This window comes from Mycolicibacterium obuense (genome assembly GCF_055397605.1).
The window spans coordinates 1,547,444-1,566,572 of record NZ_AP043663.1 but is presented as its reverse complement, the minus strand read 5'-3'; the positions used below and the strand labels follow the sequence as shown (position 1 = coordinate 1,566,572).

The 19,129-nt window shown below is 69.3% G+C and carries 24 protein-coding genes; 12 read left to right on the top strand and 12 right to left on the bottom strand.

Going from position 1 to position 19,129, the window contains the following annotated elements:
* Positions 1-3: 3 nt before the first annotated feature.
* Entirely contained in the window at positions 4-264 is a 261-nt protein-coding gene (locus ACZ50N_RS07560; protein ID WP_046366341.1) for a DUF3107 domain-containing protein, read from the bottom strand.
* A 256-nt stretch (positions 265-520) separates the two neighbouring features.
* Here ACZ50N_RS07560 and ACZ50N_RS07555 point away from each other — a divergent pair, with 256 nt between their 5' ends.
* A complete protein-coding gene (locus ACZ50N_RS07555) occupies positions 521-1,336 on the top strand; it encodes a hypothetical protein (protein WP_464475050.1) in 816 nt (271 codons plus the stop codon).
* Positions 1,337-1,342: 6 nt separating this feature from the next.
* On the opposite strand, the gene ACZ50N_RS07550 is transcribed toward ACZ50N_RS07555, so the two are convergent.
* Positions 1,343-2,053, bottom strand: a complete 711-nt coding sequence (locus ACZ50N_RS07550) for a ferritin-like fold-containing protein (protein WP_046366343.1) — start codon at positions 2,051-2,053, stop codon at positions 1,343-1,345.
* A gap of 263 nt (positions 2,054-2,316) precedes the next feature.
* On the opposite strand from ACZ50N_RS07550, the gene ACZ50N_RS07545 reads away from it, so the two are divergent.
* A complete protein-coding gene (locus ACZ50N_RS07545) occupies positions 2,317-3,801 on the top strand; it encodes a DEAD/DEAH box helicase (RefSeq protein WP_133413392.1) in 1,485 nt (494 codons plus the stop codon).
* Positions 3,802-3,807: 6 nt separating this feature from the next.
* The gene (locus tag ACZ50N_RS07540; RefSeq protein WP_464475049.1) at positions 3,808-5,022 is read left to right on the top strand and encodes an Rv3212 family protein; all 1,215 of its coding nucleotides are present in this window, start codon (positions 3,808-3,810) and stop codon (positions 5,020-5,022) included.
* Between the two features lie 56 nt (positions 5,023-5,078).
* Here ACZ50N_RS07540 and ACZ50N_RS07535 read toward each other — a convergent pair whose 3' ends face one another.
* Entirely contained in the window at positions 5,079-5,882 is an 804-nt protein-coding gene (locus ACZ50N_RS07535; RefSeq protein WP_046364810.1) for a ParA family protein, read from the bottom strand.
* An 83-nt stretch (positions 5,883-5,965) separates the two neighbouring features.
* On the opposite strand from ACZ50N_RS07535, the gene ACZ50N_RS07530 reads away from it, so the two are divergent.
* The 3 genes from ACZ50N_RS07530 to ACZ50N_RS07520 are packed head-to-tail and all read left to right on the top strand — an operon-like array spanning position 5,966 to position 8,161.
* Positions 5,966-6,577, top strand: a complete 612-nt coding sequence (locus ACZ50N_RS07530) for an acid phosphatase (RefSeq protein ID WP_133413394.1) — start codon at positions 5,966-5,968, stop codon at positions 6,575-6,577.
* A complete protein-coding gene (locus tag ACZ50N_RS07525) occupies positions 6,574-7,674 on the top strand; it encodes an isochorismate synthase (protein ID WP_464475048.1) in 1,101 nt (366 codons plus the stop codon). The genes ACZ50N_RS07530 and ACZ50N_RS07525 overlap by 4 nt, the downstream gene beginning before the upstream one ends.
* On the top strand, positions 7,667-8,161 hold the full coding sequence (locus ACZ50N_RS07520; protein ID WP_464475047.1) for a GNAT family N-acetyltransferase: 495 nt from the start codon (positions 7,667-7,669) through the stop codon (positions 8,159-8,161). Before ACZ50N_RS07525 ends, ACZ50N_RS07520 begins: the two co-directional genes overlap by 8 nt.
* On the opposite strand, the gene ACZ50N_RS07515 is transcribed toward ACZ50N_RS07520, so the two are convergent.
* Positions 8,110-8,523 carry a hypothetical protein gene (locus ACZ50N_RS07515; RefSeq protein WP_073683415.1) on the bottom strand — a complete coding sequence of 138 codons (414 nt, stop codon included), beginning with the start codon at positions 8,521-8,523 and terminating at the stop codon, positions 8,110-8,112. The genes ACZ50N_RS07520 and ACZ50N_RS07515 overlap by 52 nt on opposite strands.
* Positions 8,520-8,963 (bottom strand): type II 3-dehydroquinate dehydratase, encoded by a 444-nt coding sequence (gene aroQ, locus ACZ50N_RS07510; protein WP_046364814.1) that lies wholly within the window; start codon positions 8,961-8,963, stop codon positions 8,520-8,522. Before aroQ ends, ACZ50N_RS07515 begins: the two co-directional genes overlap by 4 nt.
* Positions 8,964-9,055: 92 nt before the next feature.
* Between aroQ and ACZ50N_RS07505 the strand changes: the two genes are divergently transcribed.
* Together ACZ50N_RS07505 and ACZ50N_RS07500 are read left to right on the top strand one after the other, a co-directional pair.
* Positions 9,056-10,012: a diacylglycerol/lipid kinase family protein gene (locus tag ACZ50N_RS07505; RefSeq protein ID WP_464475046.1), complete on the top strand. Its 957-nt coding sequence runs from the start codon at positions 9,056-9,058 to the stop codon at positions 10,010-10,012.
* A 268-nt stretch (positions 10,013-10,280) separates the two neighbouring features.
* Positions 10,281-10,535, top strand: coding sequence for a WhiB family transcriptional regulator (locus tag ACZ50N_RS07500; RefSeq protein WP_464475045.1), 255 nt, complete (start codon positions 10,281-10,283; stop codon positions 10,533-10,535).
* Positions 10,536-10,664: 129 nt separating this feature from the next.
* Here ACZ50N_RS07500 and ACZ50N_RS07495 read toward each other — a convergent pair whose 3' ends face one another.
* A complete protein-coding gene (locus ACZ50N_RS07495) occupies positions 10,665-12,155 on the bottom strand; it encodes a two-component system sensor histidine kinase PdtaS (RefSeq protein WP_046364817.1) in 1,491 nt (496 codons plus the stop codon).
* Positions 12,156-12,178: 23 nt separating this feature from the next.
* On the bottom strand, positions 12,179-12,394 hold the full coding sequence (locus tag ACZ50N_RS07490) for a biotin/lipoyl-binding carrier protein (protein ID WP_043414713.1): 216 nt from the start codon (positions 12,392-12,394) through the stop codon (positions 12,179-12,181).
* Positions 12,395-12,518: 124 nt separating this feature from the next.
* Here ACZ50N_RS07490 and ACZ50N_RS07485 point away from each other — a divergent pair, with 124 nt between their 5' ends.
* Complete coding sequence (locus ACZ50N_RS07485) at positions 12,519-12,611, top strand: 50S ribosomal protein bL37 (protein ID WP_104863173.1); 93 nt, start codon at positions 12,519-12,521, stop codon at positions 12,609-12,611.
* Between the two features lie 85 nt (positions 12,612-12,696).
* Here ACZ50N_RS07485 and rsrA read toward each other — a convergent pair whose 3' ends face one another.
* Complete coding sequence (gene rsrA / locus ACZ50N_RS07480) at positions 12,697-13,011, bottom strand: mycothiol system anti-sigma-R factor (RefSeq protein ID WP_046364818.1); 315 nt, start codon at positions 13,009-13,011, stop codon at positions 12,697-12,699.
* Complete coding sequence (locus tag ACZ50N_RS07475; protein WP_046364819.1) at positions 13,008-13,673, bottom strand: sigma-70 family RNA polymerase sigma factor; 666 nt, start codon at positions 13,671-13,673, stop codon at positions 13,008-13,010. Before ACZ50N_RS07475 ends, rsrA begins: the two co-directional genes overlap by 4 nt.
* Positions 13,674-13,909: 236 nt before the next feature.
* Between ACZ50N_RS07475 and ACZ50N_RS07470 the strand changes: the two genes are divergently transcribed.
* Together ACZ50N_RS07470 and ACZ50N_RS07465 are read left to right on the top strand one after the other, a co-directional pair.
* Positions 13,910-14,398 carry an aminoacyl-tRNA deacylase gene (locus ACZ50N_RS07470; protein WP_464475044.1) on the top strand — a complete coding sequence of 163 codons (489 nt, stop codon included), beginning with the start codon at positions 13,910-13,912 and terminating at the stop codon, positions 14,396-14,398.
* Positions 14,399-14,408: 10 nt separating this feature from the next.
* The gene (locus tag ACZ50N_RS07465; protein WP_464475043.1) at positions 14,409-15,254 is read left to right on the top strand and encodes an SDR family oxidoreductase; all 846 of its coding nucleotides are present in this window, start codon (positions 14,409-14,411) and stop codon (positions 15,252-15,254) included.
* Between the two features lie 72 nt (positions 15,255-15,326).
* On the opposite strand, the gene ACZ50N_RS07460 is transcribed toward ACZ50N_RS07465, so the two are convergent.
* Positions 15,327-16,046 (bottom strand): YqjF family protein, encoded by a 720-nt coding sequence (locus tag ACZ50N_RS07460; RefSeq protein ID WP_464475042.1) that lies wholly within the window; start codon positions 16,044-16,046, stop codon positions 15,327-15,329.
* A 26-nt stretch (positions 16,047-16,072) separates the two neighbouring features.
* Between ACZ50N_RS07460 and ACZ50N_RS07455 the strand changes: the two genes are divergently transcribed.
* Positions 16,073-16,840, top strand: a complete 768-nt coding sequence (locus tag ACZ50N_RS07455; protein WP_464475041.1) for a class I SAM-dependent methyltransferase — start codon at positions 16,073-16,075, stop codon at positions 16,838-16,840.
* Here the strand turns inward: ACZ50N_RS07455 and ACZ50N_RS07450 are convergent.
* Together ACZ50N_RS07450 and ACZ50N_RS07445 are read right to left on the bottom strand one after the other, a co-directional pair.
* Positions 16,825-18,333: a DUF7782 domain-containing protein gene (locus tag ACZ50N_RS07450; RefSeq protein ID WP_464475040.1), complete on the bottom strand. Its 1,509-nt coding sequence runs from the start codon at positions 18,331-18,333 to the stop codon at positions 16,825-16,827. The two genes, ACZ50N_RS07455 and ACZ50N_RS07450, sit on opposite strands and share 16 nt — an antisense overlap.
* Positions 18,330-19,094 (bottom strand): SOS response-associated peptidase, encoded by a 765-nt coding sequence (locus ACZ50N_RS07445; protein WP_464475039.1) that lies wholly within the window; start codon positions 19,092-19,094, stop codon positions 18,330-18,332. The genes ACZ50N_RS07450 and ACZ50N_RS07445 overlap by 4 nt, the downstream gene beginning before the upstream one ends.
* Between the last annotated feature and the right edge of the window lie 35 nt (positions 19,095-19,129).

Genomic DNA, 19,129 nt, shown 5'->3' with positions numbered 1-19,129 from the left:
GCGTCAGCCGGCGGTCCGTGTCACCTCGGCACCCACGGCGCCCACACCGAACCCGACCCGGCGCGCATCGGCGGCACCGATCTCGACGTAGGCGATGCGAGCCGCCTGCACCAGGTAGCGCCGGCCCTTCTCGTCGGTGAGGGCCAGCACGCCCGAGCCCGCCTCCAGCGCGTCGGTGACCAGTTTCTCCACCTCGGCCGGCGTCTGCGCGCTGTTGATGATCAGCTCGCGCGGGCTGTCGGTGACACCGATCTTGACCTCCACAGTGGAACCCTTCTGTCGTCGAAACTCTCCCCTGGAGGCTAGTGGACAACGTCGGGGGCGTGCGTGCCCGGGACCTACGCGGTCAGCGAACGCGGCATCTGCGGGCGGCGGTGTGGACAGCGACGGTGTGCAACGGCGCAGCGACCGAACCGAGTCCCGACCGTGACCGCCACAGCAGGCGCGCCAGCCCCATCCGTCACTGCAGTGTTCGTAGCATCGGCCCGCATAGCCGAAAGCAACGACTGGGACAGCTGGGATGAACAGGCCATACACCGCACAATCGCCGTACGCCCTGACGCCGACCGAGCGCATCCGCGGCTCGCGCGGACGCAGCCGCTATGACCGCTACGGCGACTCGGACGTGACCGACCTCGACACCGACGTCTATCCGCGCGACGCCGACGAGGACTACCGGGCCGACTACGACGAGGATTACGACGCCGACTACGAGGACTACCTCGACGAGGCGCGCATCGACCGGCGCTGGATGTGGATCGCCGGGGTGGCCGGCGCCGTCCTGTTCATCGCGGTGATCATGGCCAGCATGATCCTCGGCGGCGGGGACAGCGGTTCGGTGTCGGCGACGGTCGCGTCCAAGGATCCGAGCACCACGTCGGCCCCCGAGCCGTCGGCCACGCCGCGCGCGGCGGCACCCGCACCTCCCGTCCAGCCGTCGCTGCCCGCCGAGACGGTCACCACGATCTCGCCGACGCCGGCCCCGACCGCCCAGGTACCGGCGCCCGCACCTGCTGCGCCGCTGCTGCCCGCACCGCAGGCCGCTCCCCCGCCGGCGTCAGCCGTCCCCGGCACGGTGACCTACCGCATCACCGGAACCAAGGGTCTGCTCGACCTGGTCACCGTCATCTACACCGACGCACAGGGCGCGCTGCAGACCGACGTCAACGTCGCACTGCCCTGGTCCAAGACGATCACGCTGGACCCCGGCGTGACGCTGAGCTCGGTGACGGGAACGAGCGTCACCGGTCAGCTGAACTGCGAAGTGCTCGACGCCAACGGCGCGGTGATCGCAGCGCAGAACGGCAACTCGATCATCACCAACTGCACCCGCTGACCTTCCTCAGGCCAGGCCCAGCTCCTGCATCCGGGTGCTGTGTGTCTGCTGCAGCCGATCGAAGAACTCGGTGATCTGCGACAGCCCGCCGGCCGACATCACCAGGTCGACGAGCTCGTCGTGGTCGGCCATCACGTACTGGGCTTGCGTGATCGCCTCCCCGAGGAGCCGCCGCGACCACAACGCCAGTCGGTGGCGCTGCCGGTCGCTGGCCGTCACGGCTGACCGCACCTCGGCCACCACGAACTGCGAGTGGCCGGTCTCCGACAGCACGGACCGGACGACGTCGGCGACCGCGCCGGGCATCGCGTCCGCGATCTCGAGATAGAAGTCGGCGGCCAGCGCATCGCCGACGTAGGTCTTGACCAGCGCTTCCAGCCAGGTGCTCGGGGTGGTCAGGCGGTGGTAGTTCTCCAGGGCGGAGGCGTAGCGCGTCATCGCCGGCACCACGTCGACCCCGCGGCGCTCCAGCTCGTCGCGGAGCACCTCGTAGTGGTTCATCTCCGCGGCGGCCATGCTGGCCATGTTGATCCGGCCCCGCAGGTTGGGCGCCATCCGCGCTTCCTCGGTCAGCCGGTAGAACGCCGCGACCTCGCCGTATGCCAGCAGAGCGAACAATTCGACGACGCCGGGATGGTCGGCGGGCAGTGCCGCGGCCGCGGCACTGGGCTGCGCTGCAGGGGCAGATGCAGAGGCCGCCGGCGGCGTGGAAGTCATGGCTGCAACTGTAGACCGCAGCGTGGAATGTGACTGAGCACCGGCCGACCAGCTAGCATGGAACCCGGTGTCGGCGGATCGGCCGACCGATCGATCCAGGTCAGGGCTGGCGTGTGACACGCCGCAGGCACCGTCGCAATGTGCGTGCACAGTCCGAGTTACCGCAGGCCGGCCCCGATGATGCTGGGTCGCAGCGAAGTTCACTTCTCAACTCGTGCGCGCGTGGAAACGCATGAGATGACAAGTGAAAGGTCTCTCCCTCTATGACACCCGTTACCCCGCATCCCACTCCGACGTTCGCCGAGCTGGGGGTGCGCGACGAGATCGTGCGCGCCCTCGCCGAGAACGGCATCGAACACGCCTTCGCGATCCAGGAGCTGACGCTTCCGCTGGCGCTGGCCGGTGACGATCTGATCGGCCAGGCCCGCACCGGCATGGGCAAGACGTTCGCCTTCGGCGTGCCGCTGCTGCATCGGATCACCACCGACACCGAGCGGCCGCTGACCGGCATCCCCCGGGCCCTGGTCGTCGTCCCCACCCGTGAGCTGTGCATCCAGGTCTACGAAGACCTCGTCGGCGCGTCCAAGTACCTCCGGGCGGACGAGTCGCGCAAGCTGACCGTGACCGCGATCTACGGCGGCCGCCCGTACGAGCCGCAGATCGAGGCGCTGCAGAAGGGTGTCGACGTCGTCGTCGGAACCCCGGGCCGGCTGCTCGACCTCGCGCAGCAGGGTCACCTGCAGCTCGGCGGTCTGTCCACGCTCGTCCTCGACGAGGCCGACGAGATGCTCGACCTCGGCTTCCTGCCCGACATCGAGCGCATCCTCAAGCAGCTCCCCGCGCAGCGTCAGGCAATGCTCTTCTCGGCCACGATGCCGGACCCGATCATCACGCTGGCCCGCACGTTCATGACGCAGCCGACGCACATCCGTGCCGAGGGCGTTCAGGGCTCGGCCACCCACGACACCACCGAGCAATTCGCCTACCGGGCGCACGCGCTGGACAAGGTCGAGATGGTCAGCCGCATCCTGCAGGCCGACGGCCGCGGCGCGACGATGATCTTCACCCGCACCAAGCGCACCGCTCAGAAGGTCGCCGACGAACTCGCCGAGCGCGGCTTCAAGGTCGGCGCCGTGCACGGTGACCTCGGCCAGGGCGCCCGCGAGAAGGCTCTCAAGTCGTTCCGCACCGGCGACGTCGACGTGCTCGTCGCGACCGATGTCGCCGCGCGCGGTATCGACATCGATGACATCACCCACGTCATCAACTTCCAGATCCCCGAGGACGAGCAGGCGTACGTGCACCGCATCGGTCGCACCGGCCGCGCCGGCAAGACCGGTATCGCCGTGACGCTGGTGGACTGGGACGAGCTTCCCCGCTGGTCGATGATCGACAAGGCGCTCGGTCTGGAGACTCCCGATCCCGCCGAGACCTACTCGAGCTCACCGCACCTGTACGAAGAGCTGAACATCCCGACCGATGCCGGCGGCTCGATCGGCAAGCCGACCCGCAGCAGCGACAAGCCCGCTCGCGAGGCCCGCGAGCCCCGTGAGCGCACCGAGCGGCCGGCCCGCAACCGCAGCCGGCGTCGTACCCGCGGCGGCGAGCCCGTCGGGTCCCACCCCGAGACGGCTGAGCAGTCGGCGGGCGCGGAAGCCGACGCACCGGCAGGCGACGCGGGCGAGGCCACCCGCGCTCCGCGGCGTCGCCGTCGGCGCCGGCCGAACAAGGCCGCGGCCGCCAACTAGCGCCACATGGTCAGACCCGAGCGCCGCACCCGGGCAGATGTGGTGGCGGCGGTGGCGATCGCCGCCGTCGTCGCGCTCGCCGCAGCGGTCATCTGGTGGACCAGTGACGCCCGGGCCACGATCAGCAAGCCCGCGGCGGTACCGGTGCCCACCCTCACCCCCGCCACCGCGGTCCCGCAGACACTGCGCCAGGTGTGGACTGCGCCCAGCGCCAGGACCGGTCAACCGCTCGTCGTCGCCGGCGCGGTGGTCACCGGCGACGGCCGCACCATGGAGGGCCGAGACCCGGCCACCGGCAACACCGTGTGGAGCTACGCCCGTGACCTCGACCTGTGCGGGGTCACGTGGGTCTACAACTACGCGGTGGCCGTCTACCCCGACGTGCGGGGATGCGGGCAGGTCAGCACCGTGGACGCCCGCACCGGGATGCGCGGCCCCAGCCGGACCAGCTACGCCGACAAGCAGGTGACACTGTCCGGCGACGGCACCACGGTGCTGTCCGCCGGGGACACCCGGCTGGAGATGTGGCGTTCGGACATGGTGCGGATGCTCAGCTACGGCGCACTCGATGCGCCGCTGAACCCCGGCAAGCCGGCGTCGCCGCGGTGCCGATTCACCTCGGCCGCGGCCAGTTCGTCGGCGGTGTCGGTGCTCGAAGCGTGCCCCGACAAGCCGGATCTGCGGCTGACACTGCTGCGGCCGTCCGACGAAGAGGACACCCCCGAGCTGAAGTACGTACCGCAGAAGGGTGTCGCCGACGGCACCGGTGCGCGGGTGGTGGCGGTGTCGGACACGACGACGGCGCTCTACGTGCCCACCCCGAAGCCCCGGCTGGACATCGTCGACGAGACCGGCGCGACCGTCGACAGCACCGTGGTGCCCGGCGCACCGTCGCCCGACGCGACGATGTCGCGCGTCGGGGATCTGATCACGTGGTGGACCGGAGACTCGGTGATGGTGTTCTCCGCCAACGGGTTTCGCTACCGCTTCACCGTCGGCGCGTCAGGCCCGAACAAGCCGGTGGGGCCGGCGACCATCATGGCCGGCCGTCTGCTGGTGCCGGTCACCACCGGCTACGACGTCTTCGATCCCGTGAGCGGCGCCGGAGAGCGCCACATCGCCCTGCAGCGGCCGCCGGTCCGTGGGCCGGTGGTGCCGGCCGTGGCGGGAGCGATGCTCGTGGAGCAGCGGGGGGGCGAGCTCGTCGGCCTCGCCGGCTAGGAGGGCGACGATCAAGCGGCGAGGAACGAGCCGCGTTGAGGAGCCCGACCAGACAACTAGACCTCCGGGGTGAAGGTCGCCAGAGACTTGCCGTTCTTCCAGTGCTTGATCAGCGACTCGGCGAACTCCCGGTAGGCGACCGCGCCCTTGTTCTTGCGGCCCGTCAGCACCGAGGACCCCGACGCGCTGGCCTCGGCGAATCGCACGGTGCGCGGGATCGGCGGCGCGAGCACGGGCAACCCGTAGCGGTCGGCGACGTCGAACAGCACGTCCCGGCTGTGCGTGGTGCGGGCGTCGTAGAGCGTGGGCAGCGCGCCGAGCAGCTTCAGATCGGCGTTGGTGATCTGCTGCACGTCGTTGATGGTGCGCAGGAACTGACCCACGCCGCGATGCGCGAGCGTCTCGCACTGCAGCGGCACCACGACCTCGTCAGCCGCGGTCAGTCCGTTGAGCGTCAGCACGCCCAGCGACGGCGGGCAATCGATGATCACCACGTCGAAACGGTCGCTGAGCTTGGCGAGCGCCCGCTTGAGCGCGTATTCGCGGCCGGCCCGCATCAACAGCATGGCCTCCGCACCGGCGAGGTCGATGTTGGCCGGCAGCAGCGTCATCCCCTCCGCGGTGTCGACCAGCGCGGCGTCGGGCTCGACGTCGCCGAGGAGCACCTCGTGCACCGAGACCGCGAGCTTGTCGGGGTCCTGCCCCAACGAGAACGTCAGACAGCCCTGCGGATCGAGGTCGACGAGCAGCACTCGCTTGCCCATCTCCACCATCGCCGCACCCAGCGAGGCCACCGTCGTCGTTTTGGCGACCCCACCCTTTTGATTGGCGACCGCCAATACCCGCGTCACAGCACCCATCTTGGCACGGCCTGCCCCGACCGCGCCGTTCGGTGGTGCTGCGCATGCGGCGGAAATGGGGCCGTGCGGCAGAATCGGACACTGTGGCACTTCTCGAACACCGGCTGATCCTGCTTCGCCACGGCGAGACCGAATGGTCGAAATCCGGAAAGCACACCGGACGCACCGAGCTCGAGCTCACAGAGCACGGGCGTGCGCAGGCCGCGGCCGCCGCCGAGACCGTCGCCTCGCTGCGACTGCAGAACCCTTTCGTGATCAGCAGCCCGCGGGTGCGTGCGCGGACCACCGCAGAACTCGCGGGCCTGCACATCGACGAGGTCAACCCGCTGATCAGCGAGTGGGACTACGGCGACTACGAGGGCACGACCACCGAAGAGATCCGCAAGGCGGTGCCCAACTGGCTGGTGTGGACGCACGGTTGCCCCGGCGGCGAGACCACCGCGGCGGTCTGCGAGCGCGCCGACCGCGCGATCGCGGTGGCGCTCGGGCACATGGAGACACGCGACGTGGTGTTCGTCGGCCACGGCCACTTCTCGCGCGCGGTGATCACCCGCTGGATCGAGCAGCCCGTCTACGAGGGCATCCGCTTCGCGATGCCGGCCGTGTCGATTGCGGTGTGCGGCTTCGAACACGGGGTGCGTCAGCTCAGCGCGCTCGGCCTGACCGGTCGTCCCGACCCGGCCGTGTCCACGTGACCCGTGAGCCGACGTTCGTCCTCGCCGGCCCCGGCGAGGTGGTGGTCGCCGATGGCGTGCACACCGCGTTCCCCCGGATCGCCGACGCGCGCGCCGCGCTCGCCTCGCACAGCGCGCCGATCATCGTCGGGGCGGTGCCGTTCGACCTGAGCCAGCCGGCGGCGTTGATCCGGCCCCAGACGATCCGCTTCACACCGGATCTGCCCTCGTGGCCGTTGCGCGAACTCCCGGCGACGCGCATCACCGCGACGACGCCCGATGGCGCGGAGCACCGGCGCCGTGTCGCACTCGCCGTGGCGCGGCTCGCGGATCCGGCGACGGCATTGCACAAGGTGGTGCTCGCGCGCGCGGTGACGGTGACCGCCGACGGACCGCTCGACGCCCGGACACTGCTGCACCGGCTCGCCGGCAACGACGCCCAGGCCACCAAGTTCCTCGTCGATCTGTCGGCGGCCGGCGAGGGCCACTCCGGCACGGCGCTGATCGGCGCGAGCCCCGAACTTCTGGTGGCCCGGCGCGGTCAGCAGGTCACGTGCCGGCCTTTCGCGGGCTCGGCGCCGCGGCTCGCCGATCCTGATGCTGACGCGAAAAGCGGTGCAGCGTTGGCAGATTCGGCCAAGAACAGGCATGAGCACCGCCTCGTGGTGGATGCGTTGCGCGAGGCGCTGGCCCCGCTGTGCACGGACCTGCAGATCGCCGAGCAACCACAGCTGACCAAGACCGCCGCGGTGTGGCACCTCTACACCCCGATCTCCGGCCGCCTGCGACAGGCGTCGACGACGGCCCTCGACCTCGCGGTCGCCCTGCATCCGACCCCGGCCGTCGGCGGCTCCCCGACGGCCGCGGCGACGGAACTGATCACCGAACTCGAAGGCGACCGAGGGTTCTACGCCGGGGCGGTGGGCTGGTGCGATCAGCGCGGCGACGGCTGCTGGGTGGTGTCGATCCGCTGCGCGCAGCTGTCCGCCGATCGCCGCTCGGCAGTGGCACACTCGGGCGGCGGCATCGTCGCCGAATCCGATCCTGACGACGAATTGGCCGAGACGACAACGAAATTCAAAACGATACTGGCGGCGTTGGGAGTGCGCGATGACTGAGACCGACACCGAGATCCGACCGGTGCGGCCGGGCGACGAGGCCGAGTTGACCGCGATGATCCACGAACTGGCGGAGTTCGAGCGGGCGTCGGCGGAGTGCACCGTCACCGAAGCCCAGCTGCGGGACGCGCTCTTCGGCGAGAATCCGGTGGTCTACGGCCTGCTGGTCGAGGTCGACGGGCAGGCCGCGGGCGGTGCGCTGTGGTTCCGTAACTTCTCCACCTGGGACGGCGTGGCCGGCGTCTACCTCGAGGACCTGTTCGTCCGTCCGGCGTTCCGCCGGCGGGGGTTGGCCCGCCGACTGTTGGCGGCGCTGGCACGCGAGTGCGTCGACAACGGCTACACCCGGCTCACCTGGGCGGTGCTCGACTGGAACACCAACGCGATCGCGCTCTACGACGCAGTGGGCGGCCGGCCGCAGACCGAATGGATCACCTACCGGGTGTCGGGCCCCGAATTGTCCGCGCTCGCATCCGAATCCGCCTGAGTGAACCAGGCGAGTCCGGCGGGGCTGAACAGCAGCGCCAGCACGGCGATGGACGCGGCCGCCACGGCGACCGCGTAGCCCAGTCGGCCGGAGCTGAACACGTACCAGGCCACGCCCAGCAGGACGAGGTTGGCGAACACCGCGATGCCACGCCCCCACCGCCGGCCGGTCACCAGAGCCCAGCCTGCGGCCGCGACGGCCGAGCCCATGACCGTGAACCACACCGCGGTGCCGTAGCCGCTGATCGCATCCTCATGGTGGCCTGCGGCTTCCCGCACGACCAGGACGACGGCCATCACCAGCGCGAGCGCGCCCTGCACCCCGGCGATCACGCCGGCGATGCGCACCGGTGCGGGCGTCACGGCGCGAGCCTGTCCGCCAGATAGCGGACCGCCATCTCGTAACCGAGCGGTCCGGCACCGGCCACCACCATCTCCGCGACGGCTGACACATAGGAGTGGTGCCGGAACTGTTCCCGCGCGTGGATGTTGCTCAGATGCACTTCGGCGACCGGCAACGCGACCGAGCGCAGGGCGTCGGCGATCGCCACCGAGGTGTGGCTGTAGGCCGCCGGGTTGATCACGATCGCCGCACAGTCCTCGCGGGCCGCCTGGATGGCGTCGACGAGTTCGCCCTCGTGGTTGCTCTGGATCGCCCGCACCGACAGATCGTGTTCGGCGGCCACCTCGCTGACTCTCGCCTCGATCTGGGCCAGCGTCGTCGATCCGTAGACCTCGGGCTGCCGGGTGCCCAGCAGGTTCAGGTTCGGCCCGTTGAGCAGCAGCAGTCGACGTGCGGTCACGCAGGTACGGTACCGCCACCGGGCCCCGGCACCGGCTCACAGCGCGCAGCGCGTTCACAGCCGACCGATGGGCACGGATAGGCTCAGCGCTCGTGCGTGCTGTGCTGATCGTGAACCCGAATGCGACGTCGACCACGCCGGCGGGCCGCGACCTCCTCGCCCACGCGTTGGAGAGCCGGACCACGCTGTCCGTCGCGCACACCGACCACCGTGGACACGCGATCGAGATCGCGGCCGAAGCGGCCCGCGGCGGCGTCGACGTGGTGATCGTGCACGGCGGCGACGGCACGGTGAACGAGGTGGTCAACGGCATCCTCGGCGAGCTGGGGCCGACCAACCGCGGGCCCGCCGTCGGCGTCGTGCCCGGCGGATCGGCCAACGTGTTCGCGCGCGCCCTGGGCATCAGTCCTGATCCGCTCGAGGCCACCAACCAGCTCGTCGACCTGCTCTCGGAGTACCGGAGGACCCGCCGGTGGCGGCGGATCGGCCTGATGGACTGCGACGAGCGCTGGGGGGTGTTCACCGCCGGTATGGGTGTCGACGGCGCCGTGGTGGCGGCGGTCGAGGAACAGCGGGCCAAAGGCCGCAAGGTGACAGCGGCGCGCTACATCCGGGTCGCGATCCGGGAGGTGCTCGCCAGCGCGCGAGAGGAGCCCACGCTGACGCTGCACCTGCCCGACCGCGACCCGATCAGCGGTGTGCACTTCGCGTTCGTGTCGAACTCCAGCCCGTGGACCTACGCCAATGCCCGCCCGGTGTGGACGAATCCGGACACCACCTTCGAGACCGGGCTCGGCGTGTTCGCGACCACCAGCATGAACGTGTGGGCCAACCTGCGCCTGGTTCGGCAGATGTTGTCGAAGAAGCCGCGGTTGACGGCCAAGCATCTGGTGCGCGACGACGACCTGCCCGGGCTGACGGTGACCAGTGACGGTCCGGTCGCGTGTCAGATCGACGGGGATTTCATCGGAGAGCGCGAAAAGATGACGTTCACCGCGGTACCGGACGCTCTCGCCGTGGTCGCACCAGCCGCGCCCGCCGCCTCCTGACAGCTCTGACCTGCACCGGAGCACATTGGGAGCCACTTCACAGGGCCGCTCATGGGCGCAGGTGGGTTAAGAGTAGTACAACGGAGTGGAGGGCCGGAAAACGGTCCAACGTAGTGAGATAGCCCACGTGTTAACGAACTGCTATTGACATCTGTTCAGCCTGTGAAAGCATCGGATGCAACAGCGCAGAAACATTTGGAGCGCTTGCGTTAACAGTCGAAGGAAAAGCTCGTGCGCTTCGCTGCGCACACGATAAGGAGTAGAACACATGGATTGGCGCCACAAGGCGGTCTGTCGCGACGAGGATCCGGAACTGTTCTTCCCGGTGAGGAACAGCGGACCGGCCCTCGCCCAGATCGCTGACGCGAAGCTCGTGTGCAACCGCTGCCCGGTGACCGCGGAGTGCCTGAGCTGGGCTTTGGACTCCGGCCAGGACGCCGGCGTGTGGGGCGGCATGAGCGAAGACGAGCGCCGCGCTCTGAAGCGCCGCAACGCTCGCACGAAGGCTCGCTCCGGAGTCTGATTCTCCGACGCGCACTTCTGCCGACGGCCCCGACGAAAGTCGGGGCCGTTGCTGTGTGAAATGAATTACACGCCAGCTATCCGCATTGCGAACGACGGAATGGCAGTCTGAGCCACAATCCGGGCTATTTCAGAATTGGCTCGTGCGTGCTCGCCGCCCGATCGGCACCCGCAACACCACGTCTGTTCCGCCGTCGGGCACGTCGTGCATCCCCAGCGATCCGTCGAGTTCGGCTGACACCAGGGTTCTGACAATCTGCAGACCGAGCCGGTCGGACTTCTCGAGGCTGAAGCCAGCGGGCAGTCCGCGGCCGTCGTCGTGGACGACCACGTCGAGCCAGCGCGCCGACCGCTCCGACCGGATCGTCACGCACCCGGCGGCCGTCGTGCTGTCGAATGCGTGCTCGATGGCGTTCTGTACGAGCTCGGTGATCACCATGATCAGCGCCGTCGCACGGTCGGCGTCCAGGACTCCGAGATCGCCTTCCCGGTTGATCCGGATCGGCGAATCCACAGTGGCGACATCGTTCATGATCGGCAGGATGCGGTCGATGACCTGGTCGAGGTTCACCTCTTCGTCGACCGACATCGACAGCGCGTCGTGCACCAGAGCGATGGACGACACCCGGCGGACCGACTCGATGAGTGCCTCTCGCCCCTCGGCGTTGGTGGTGCGTCGCGCCTGCAGCCGCAGCAGGGCGGCCACCGTCTGCAGGTTGTTCTTCACCCGGTGATGGATCTCCCGGATCGTGGCGTCCTTGGACAGCAGGGCCCTGTCGCGGCGTTTGACCTCGGTGACGTCCCGGATCAGCACCGCGGCCCCCACCGCGTCGCCGTGTGCCAACAGCGGCAACGTGCGCAGCAGCACGGCCGCGCCGCCGGCGTCGACCTCCATCCGCATGCTGGAACCGCCGGCCAGGGAGTCGCGCACATGGTTGGCCAGTTCCTGCGCCTCGAACGGATCGGAGATCAGCGGTCGGGTGACCGCGACGAGGTTGTGCCCCTCGAGTTCGGCGCTCAGCCCCATGCGGTGATACGCCGAGATCGCGTTCGGACTGGCGAACGTGACGACCCCGGCCTTGTCGAGCCGGATGAAGCCGTCGCCGACGCGCGGACTCGATCGCGACATGGCGAGATCGCCGACGTTGGGAAAGGTTCCTTCCGACAGCATCAGCAGCAGGTCCGCCGCACAGTCGACGTAGGCGGCCTCCAGCGGGCTGGCCTGCCGTGGCGCCAGCGAGGTCTGGTGGGTCAGGACGGCGACGACGTGGGAGCCGTGGCGGACCGGGACGGCTTCGACGTTCAACCCGGGCCCACCGTCGGGCCCGTCGATCGTGGAGCGCCCGATGGCGCCGGAATCGAACGCCGTCGCGATGATCGGCACCGTCGAAGCCTCGGCGATGGTGCCGACCGCATCGGCCAGCAGCACGGTGGGCGCGGTATTGGGCCGGACCTGAGCGACGCACACCACGCGGCCGTCATCGCGACGCACCCACATCAGGAAGTCGGCGAACGACAGATCGGCCAACAGTTGCCACTCGCCGACGACGGCGTGCAGGTGGTCGACGGCGGTGCCGGGCAGGATCGTGTGCTCGGCGAGCAGATCACCGAGGGTGGACATGCGCCTGCTGTGCGGTCGCTGGGCTAGCTGATGACGGCGATGAGATCGCCGGCCTGGATGACGTCGCCGACGGAGACGCTGACCTTGCTGACCGTACCGGCGACCTCGGCGAGCACGGGGATCTCCATCTTCATCGACTCGAGCAGCACCAGCGTGTCGCCTTCACCGATCTGATCGCCCTCGCTGACCACGACCTCGAGCACACTGGCCACGATTTCCGCGCGAACGTCCTCGGCCATCTTCCAACCCCACTCATCCACCGGCGTCTTGTCGGGTCTATCGAACCACACCCGGCTGTGGACAGAGCACCAACCGGCCCGTGAGACAATGGCTGCAATCAGTCGAGTAATTCGGAGGTAGATCATGGCCAAGCGGGGCCGTAAGAAGCGCGATCGGAAGCACAGCAAGGCCAATCACGGCAAGCGACCCAACTGCGGGTCGAAGTCAGTGCGCTGATCGTCTGAGCAACGACGAACCGCCCGGACTCCTCATCGGAGCCGGGCGGTTCGTCGTTGGTGGGGCAGGTTGGATCGGCGCCCGATCAGCCTCCGCGGATGATCGTGGTCTGGCTGATCTGGATGCGCAGCCGCTCCCGCAGGCTCTCCGGGGCCCGCTCACCGCTGCACTTGGTGGCGATCAGGTTCTTGACCCGTTCCTCGATGCCGTAGTGCCGAAGGCACGTCGGGCATTCCTCCAGGTGGTGACGCAGGCGGTCGCGGGTCTCGACAGTGCACTCCCCGTCGAGCAGTGTCCAGACCTCGGCGATCACCGCGGCACATTCGGGATGCTCGGGATCGATCGGGCCGATCGGCGGGGTCCAGCGATCCTCGTCGGGTGCGCCCTGCGTGCCGCTCATGACGTGACCTCCTGGGTGGCTTCGGCCTGCTGGCCCCGGATGAAGCCGCGGTCGCGGGCCACGTCGGCCAGCAACTCGCGCAGTTGGCGCCTGCCGCGGTGCAGCCGCGACATCACCGTCCCTATCGGCGTATCCATGATCTCGGCGATCTCCTTGTACGGGAAACCCTCCACGTCGGCGTAGTAGACGGCCATCCGGAATTCTTCGGGCAGCGCCTGCAGGGCTTCCTTGATCTCATTGTCGGGCAGCATTTCCATCGCCTCCACCTCGGCGGACCGCAGCCCCGTCGACGTGTGTTCGGCGTTGGCCGCAAGTTGCCAGTCGGTAATCTCCTCGGTCGGATACTCCGCCGGCTGGCGCTGCTTCTTGCGATAGCTGTTGATGTAGGTGTTGGTCAGGATGCGGTAGAGCCACGCCTTGAGGTTGGTGCCCGCCCGGAAGGAGCGGAACCCGGCGTAGGCCTTGACCATCGTTTCCTGCAGCAGGTCCTCGGCGTCGGCGGGATTGCGTGTCATGCGCAGTGCGCCGCCATAGAGCTGGTCGAGCAGCGGAATGGCGTCCCGTTCGAAGCGGGCGGTCAGCTCGGCGTCGGTTTCTTCGGCGGCGGGCTTCGTGTCTGGATCCAGGGTGGCCTCGGCGGCCGACCCGTCGGTGTCAGTCATTCTCAGGAACACCGTCCCTTCTGTTGCGGCACCATCGAGGCGGTCCGGCAGACGCACCAGACGCAACGGAGCCTCTACGGCCAACGTTGGCACCATGTATCCCCTTCTGACGATCCTAGAGGTCGGGACTGACGTATTTCCTCCTGCTGACCGCAACATCAGCAGCTTTTCGAGACAACAGTGGCAGCGGCGGAGGTGTTCCCGGATACGCCTCGAGCCCGCCGTACGCTGTGCCGGTGGCCCGCGCAGCGACACCGGCGATCGCAGCCCTGGTGGCGGACGGCGTGTCCCACACCGTGCTGGCTTACCGGCACGATCCCCGCACTGAAGCCTTCGGCGACGAGGCGGTCGACGAGCTCGCGCGCGACGGGGTGGTCGCCGAGCAGATCTTCAAGACGCTGGTGGTGGCGCTGCCGAAGGGCCTGGGCGTCGCGGTGCTGCCGGTGCCGTCGAAGCTGTCGCTGAAGGCGACCGCGGCCGCGCTGGGCGCTGCGAAGGCCACCATGGCGGACCCGGCCGCGGCGCAACGCTCGACCGGATACGTGCTGGGTGGGATCTCCCCGCTGGGGCAGCGCAGACCACTGCCGACGGTGGTGGACTCCTCGGCGCTGCGCTGGGACCAGGTGCTGTGCAGCGCAGGCAAGAGGGGTCTCGACGTCGCGCTCGATCCACGGGATCTGATCCGCCTGACCAACGCGGTCACCGCCGAGATCACCGCGCTCTAGGGTGATGCCCATGTCACTTGCGGGAAAAACGATGTTCATCTCCGGAGCCAGCCGTGGTATCGGTCTGGCGATCGCCAAACGGGTCGCCTCCGACGGCGCCAACATCGCGTTGGTCGCCAAGACCGCTGAGCCGCACCCGAAACTGCCGGGCACCATCTACACCGCGGCCAAGGAGATCGAAGAGGTGGGCGGCCAGGCGTTGCCGATCGTCGGTGACGTCCGCGACGGCAACTCCGTGGCCGCCGCCGTTGCGGCCGCGGTCGAGCAGTTCGGCGGCATCGACATCTGCGTCAACAACGCCTCGGCCATCAACCTGGGTTCGATCGAGGACGTCCCGCTCAAGCGGTTCGATCTGATGAACGGCATCCAGGTCCGCGGCACCTATGCGGTGTCCCAAGCCTGTATTCCGCACATGAAGGGCCGGGAGAACCCGCACATTTTGACGCTGTCCCCGCCGGTGCTGCTGGAGCCCAAGTGGCTCACGCCGACGCCGTACATGATGGCGAAGTTCGGCATGACGTTGTGCGCGTTGGGTATCGCCGAGGAGATGCGGGAGACGGGCATCGCCTCGAACACGCTGTGGCCGCGCACGATGGTGGCCACCGCTGCGGTGCAGAACCTCCTCGGCGGCGAGGAATCCATGAAGCGCTCACGCAAGCCCGAGGTGTACTCCGACGCGGCGTACGCGGTGTTGACCAAGCCGTCGAGTTACACGGGCAACACGCTGCTGTGCGAGGACGTGCTGCTGGAATCCGGCGTCACCGATCTGTCGGCGTACGACTGCGTGCCCGGTTCCGATCTCGGCGTGGACTTCTGGGTGGATTCGGCGAACCCGCCCGGCTACACCCAACCCTGATACGCGTGCCGCGAGGGTGCACTCACGGTAGCCGCGGGACGCTCGAAGCTACGGTGACTGCACTTTCGCGACTCAGGTAACCCGCGACGGGCGGCCGAATCGCGCGTGCACACCGGGCGAATACAGCGGCCGCAGCTGCGGTCCCGCGGTGGCCACGCCCGCCGCGGCCACCAGTTCGTCTGCCAGACCGTCGATCTCAGCGCTGCGCAGCGGCCACGTCGCGTGCTCGTTGGGCAGCCACCATGTGCGGCCTGCTTTGCGGGTGTGCGCGCCCCACCGCGCGGTCAGCCACACCTCCAGCGGCGTCGGCTCGACGCGCACCCCGATACGCACGGTCACCTCGGAGCGCAATCCCCGCTGCGGCCAGCGCCGGACACTGCGGTATCGGATGCCGGCACCGTCGCGGGTCACCCGCATCTTGGCCCACGTGTACGGGATGCCCAGTGCCGCACGGCTCGCCGCCACCGCCGCCAGCCGTTCGGTCTCCAACGAGCGGAACAGCACTCCGTGCCGACCGGCGTCGTCGACGGAGTAGAGCCGGACGTTGGTCTCGGCGAACGTGCCGAAGTACGGCAGCCGCACTGCGCTGCCCAGCCGGAGGTTCCGCATCACGAACGGCACCAGGCCCACGTAGGTCACGCCGTCGATGACATCGGGCCGGGTGCCGGGCGGGAAGAACCGCGCGACGCTGTCGGGATCGACGGGCCAGTGCACGAACGTGAGGTCGGCCCAGAACTGGTCGAACGTGATCGGCCTCGCCAGCTCGGGCGCTTGGACCGCGAACTCGCTCATTCCCCCATCGTGGCACGCTGGTCGCCATGTCTTCGTCGATCTGGGCCGGGGGCCGTTACAACACCGTGGGTGACCGCATCGCGCACATCGCTTCTCGCGTGGTCGACGCGGCCGGGCGCCGACGCTCCTTGGCTGGGGCTGAGGTGGTCGATCTCGCGTGCGGCACCGGCAGCGCCGCGCGGGCGGCCGCCGCGGCGGGTGCGCACGTCACCGGCGTCGACGTCACGCCCGAGCTGATCGACCTCGCCGCGCAGCGGGCTCCCGAGATCACGTGGACGGTCGGCGACGCCGCCGACACCGGGCTCGCGCCGTCGTCCTTCGACGTCGCGGTGTCCAACATGGGAATCATCTTCGTCGACCCGCAGCGGCAGCTCGCCGAGATCGCCCGGCTTCTCAAACCTGCTGGGGTGCTTGCATTTTCGGCATGGGTCCGCGGTGAGAGCAATCCGCTGTTCGACCCGGTCGTCGAGGTCCTGGGCGCGCCCGCGCCGGCACCGTACACCCCTGACCAGTGGGGCGACGAGCGCGTTGTCGCGCAGCGGCTCGCGCAATTCGACGAGGTCGCCTTCGACCACGGCAAACACCGGTGGGAGTTCCCGTCGGTCGACGACGGACTGCAGTGGTTGCAGACCGGTTCGCCCATGCACGTGGCGACGTTCGAGCGCGCCGGGTCCGCGCGGCAGGACCTCGCCGACGCATTCGCCGCGGCGCTGCGGCTGCACGCCGCACCGTCGGGCGCCGTCACCGTCACGTCGCCCTACGTCGTCGTCAGCGCCACCTACCGCGCTTCGTAGAGGATTCCGCGGCCGATCGCTTCCCGGACGACGGGCATCGCGGCGGTGGCCAGCGCGTCGGCGTCGACGCCGTGGTGGGCGGCCAGCAGTTCGACCAGCATGCCGAGCGGCACCTCCCCCCGGCAGCCCGCGAACAGTGCGCGGGACACCTCGTCGACGCCGATGACGGCTCCCGGCCCGCCGGGGCGGCGAACGGCGGCGCCGACGGTCTGCCAGCCGTCGGGCCCCGGCAGCGATTGTTCGTCGAGGAACACGGGCGCAGTGCTCAGCCGGGTGGCGAGCAGCTGGTCGTCGCTGGTGTGGTGCAGGTAGTCACGCCGGGCGAAGAACGCCTCGACCTCGGGGCCGGTCAGCTGTTCGTCGGCGCCGGTGATCTCCTCGAGGATCTGCTCGGGCACGCGACCCTCGCCGCGGCGTGGTGTGCGCACCACGACCATGCCCATGCCCACTCCGGCGATGCCCTCGGCGTCGAACCAGTCCAGCCATCGCCCGCCGCGCCGGGCGGCGTCCTCGGGCAGCTCTCCGGCGTCGGAGGTCCACAGTGAGACGTAGCTGATCGGGTCCGCGAATTCGCGTTGCACCACCCACGCGTGCAGCCCGCTGCCGTCGAGCCAGCCCTGCACCCGTTCGCGCCAGTCCTGCCCGTCACGCACGATCCAGTTGGCCATGATCTGCGCGGTGCCGCCCGGTTCCAGATGCTCACCGACCTGGCGAATCATGGTCTCGCACAGGGCGTCTCCGACCATTCCCGAGTCTCGGTAGATGTAGTCGAGATCTCCCACCCCGACCACGAACGGCGGGTTGGACACGATCAGGTCGAACCGCTCCCCCGCGACCGGGTCGAACAGGCTGCCGGACCGCAGATCCCAGGACATCCCGTTCAGGCGAGCCGTCGCGGCCGCCAACGCCAGGGCACGGTCGTTGGTGTCGGTGGCGACGACCTCGTCGCAGTGCCCCGCCAGGTGCAGCGCCTGGATGCCGCAGCCGGTGCCGACGTCGAGCGCCCGGCCGGCGTGCGAGCGAATCACCGCATGCGCCAACGAGATCGACGCACCGCCGATGCCGAGGACGTGGTCGTGGCGCACCGGGCCGGGGCGCAGCGCCGCGTCCTGGTCGGACACGACGAGGAAGTCACGTGCCCCGTCGCTGTGCGGCCGGATGTCCAGCACGGCAGCGACGGAGTCCGGGCCGGCAGGCTGCACGACTCCGGCGGCGATCAGCGCATCGACGCCCGTCCTCGGGAATGCCGCCGCGACGCGGTCACGCGGTTCGTCAGCGCCGAGCAGGAACAGCCGCACCAGCGTCGCCAACGGTTGCGCATCGGCGGACGTCCGCTCGGTGGCGCGCAGTGCCGACCACCACAGGCCCCTGCTGAACGCACCACCGGCGTCGGCGCCGAGCAGCTCCCCCACCCCGTCGGTGGTGTACTGCGCGGCCGCGAGATCGGCAGCCAGGGTGTCGAGCACCGATGGGTCCGACAGCGGGCGGCTCACAGCAACATGCCCTGCTCGGCCTGCGGCTCGACGGGCTCGATCAACTCGGGCCCGTTGTTGCGCACGCTGTTGACCAGACGCGACACCTCGCGGATCGCGATCCGGTCCAGGTCGCCGTGACCACGCAGCAGCCCCTCGTCGATCGGGGCGTCCGGGTCGAGCCAGTGGTCCCAGTCCTCGGCGCTGATCGTCAGCGGCATGCGGTCGTGGATCTCGGCCAGCGGGCCGGCCGCATCGGTGGTGATGATCGTGCAGCTCAACAGCGGTGGGGCGTCCTTCGGGGCGTCTTTCGGCCGCCACGACGACCACAGGCCCGCCATGAACAGCGGCTCACCGTCCGTGGCGTGCATGTAGAACGGCGTCTTGGCGCCCTTGGCGCCCTGCCACTCGTACCAACCGTCCATCGGCACCAGGCAGCGTTTGGCCTTGGCGGAGCTGCGGAACGCCGGCGAGCTGGTGACCTTGTCGGAGCGGGCGTTGATCAGCAGCGGCCCCTTGGTCTCGGGAGTGCCGGTGTCGGTGGCCTTGACCCACGGCGGAACCAATCCCCACCGCATCAGCCGCACACGGCGGGTGGACTCGTCGTCGGGATCGGTGTGCCGCTTGACGACGGTGGCGACGGTCGTCGTGGGCGCCACGTTGTAATTGGCGGAGTAGTTCGGCGACACGGCGTCCTTCATCTGGGAGGTGGCCTCGTCGATCGCCTTGATCTTCTCGGCCAGCAGCGCCGGATCGGTGGTCACCGCGAAACGCCCGCACATGGTCCCCATGGTGGCAGAAACCGGTGACACGCCAG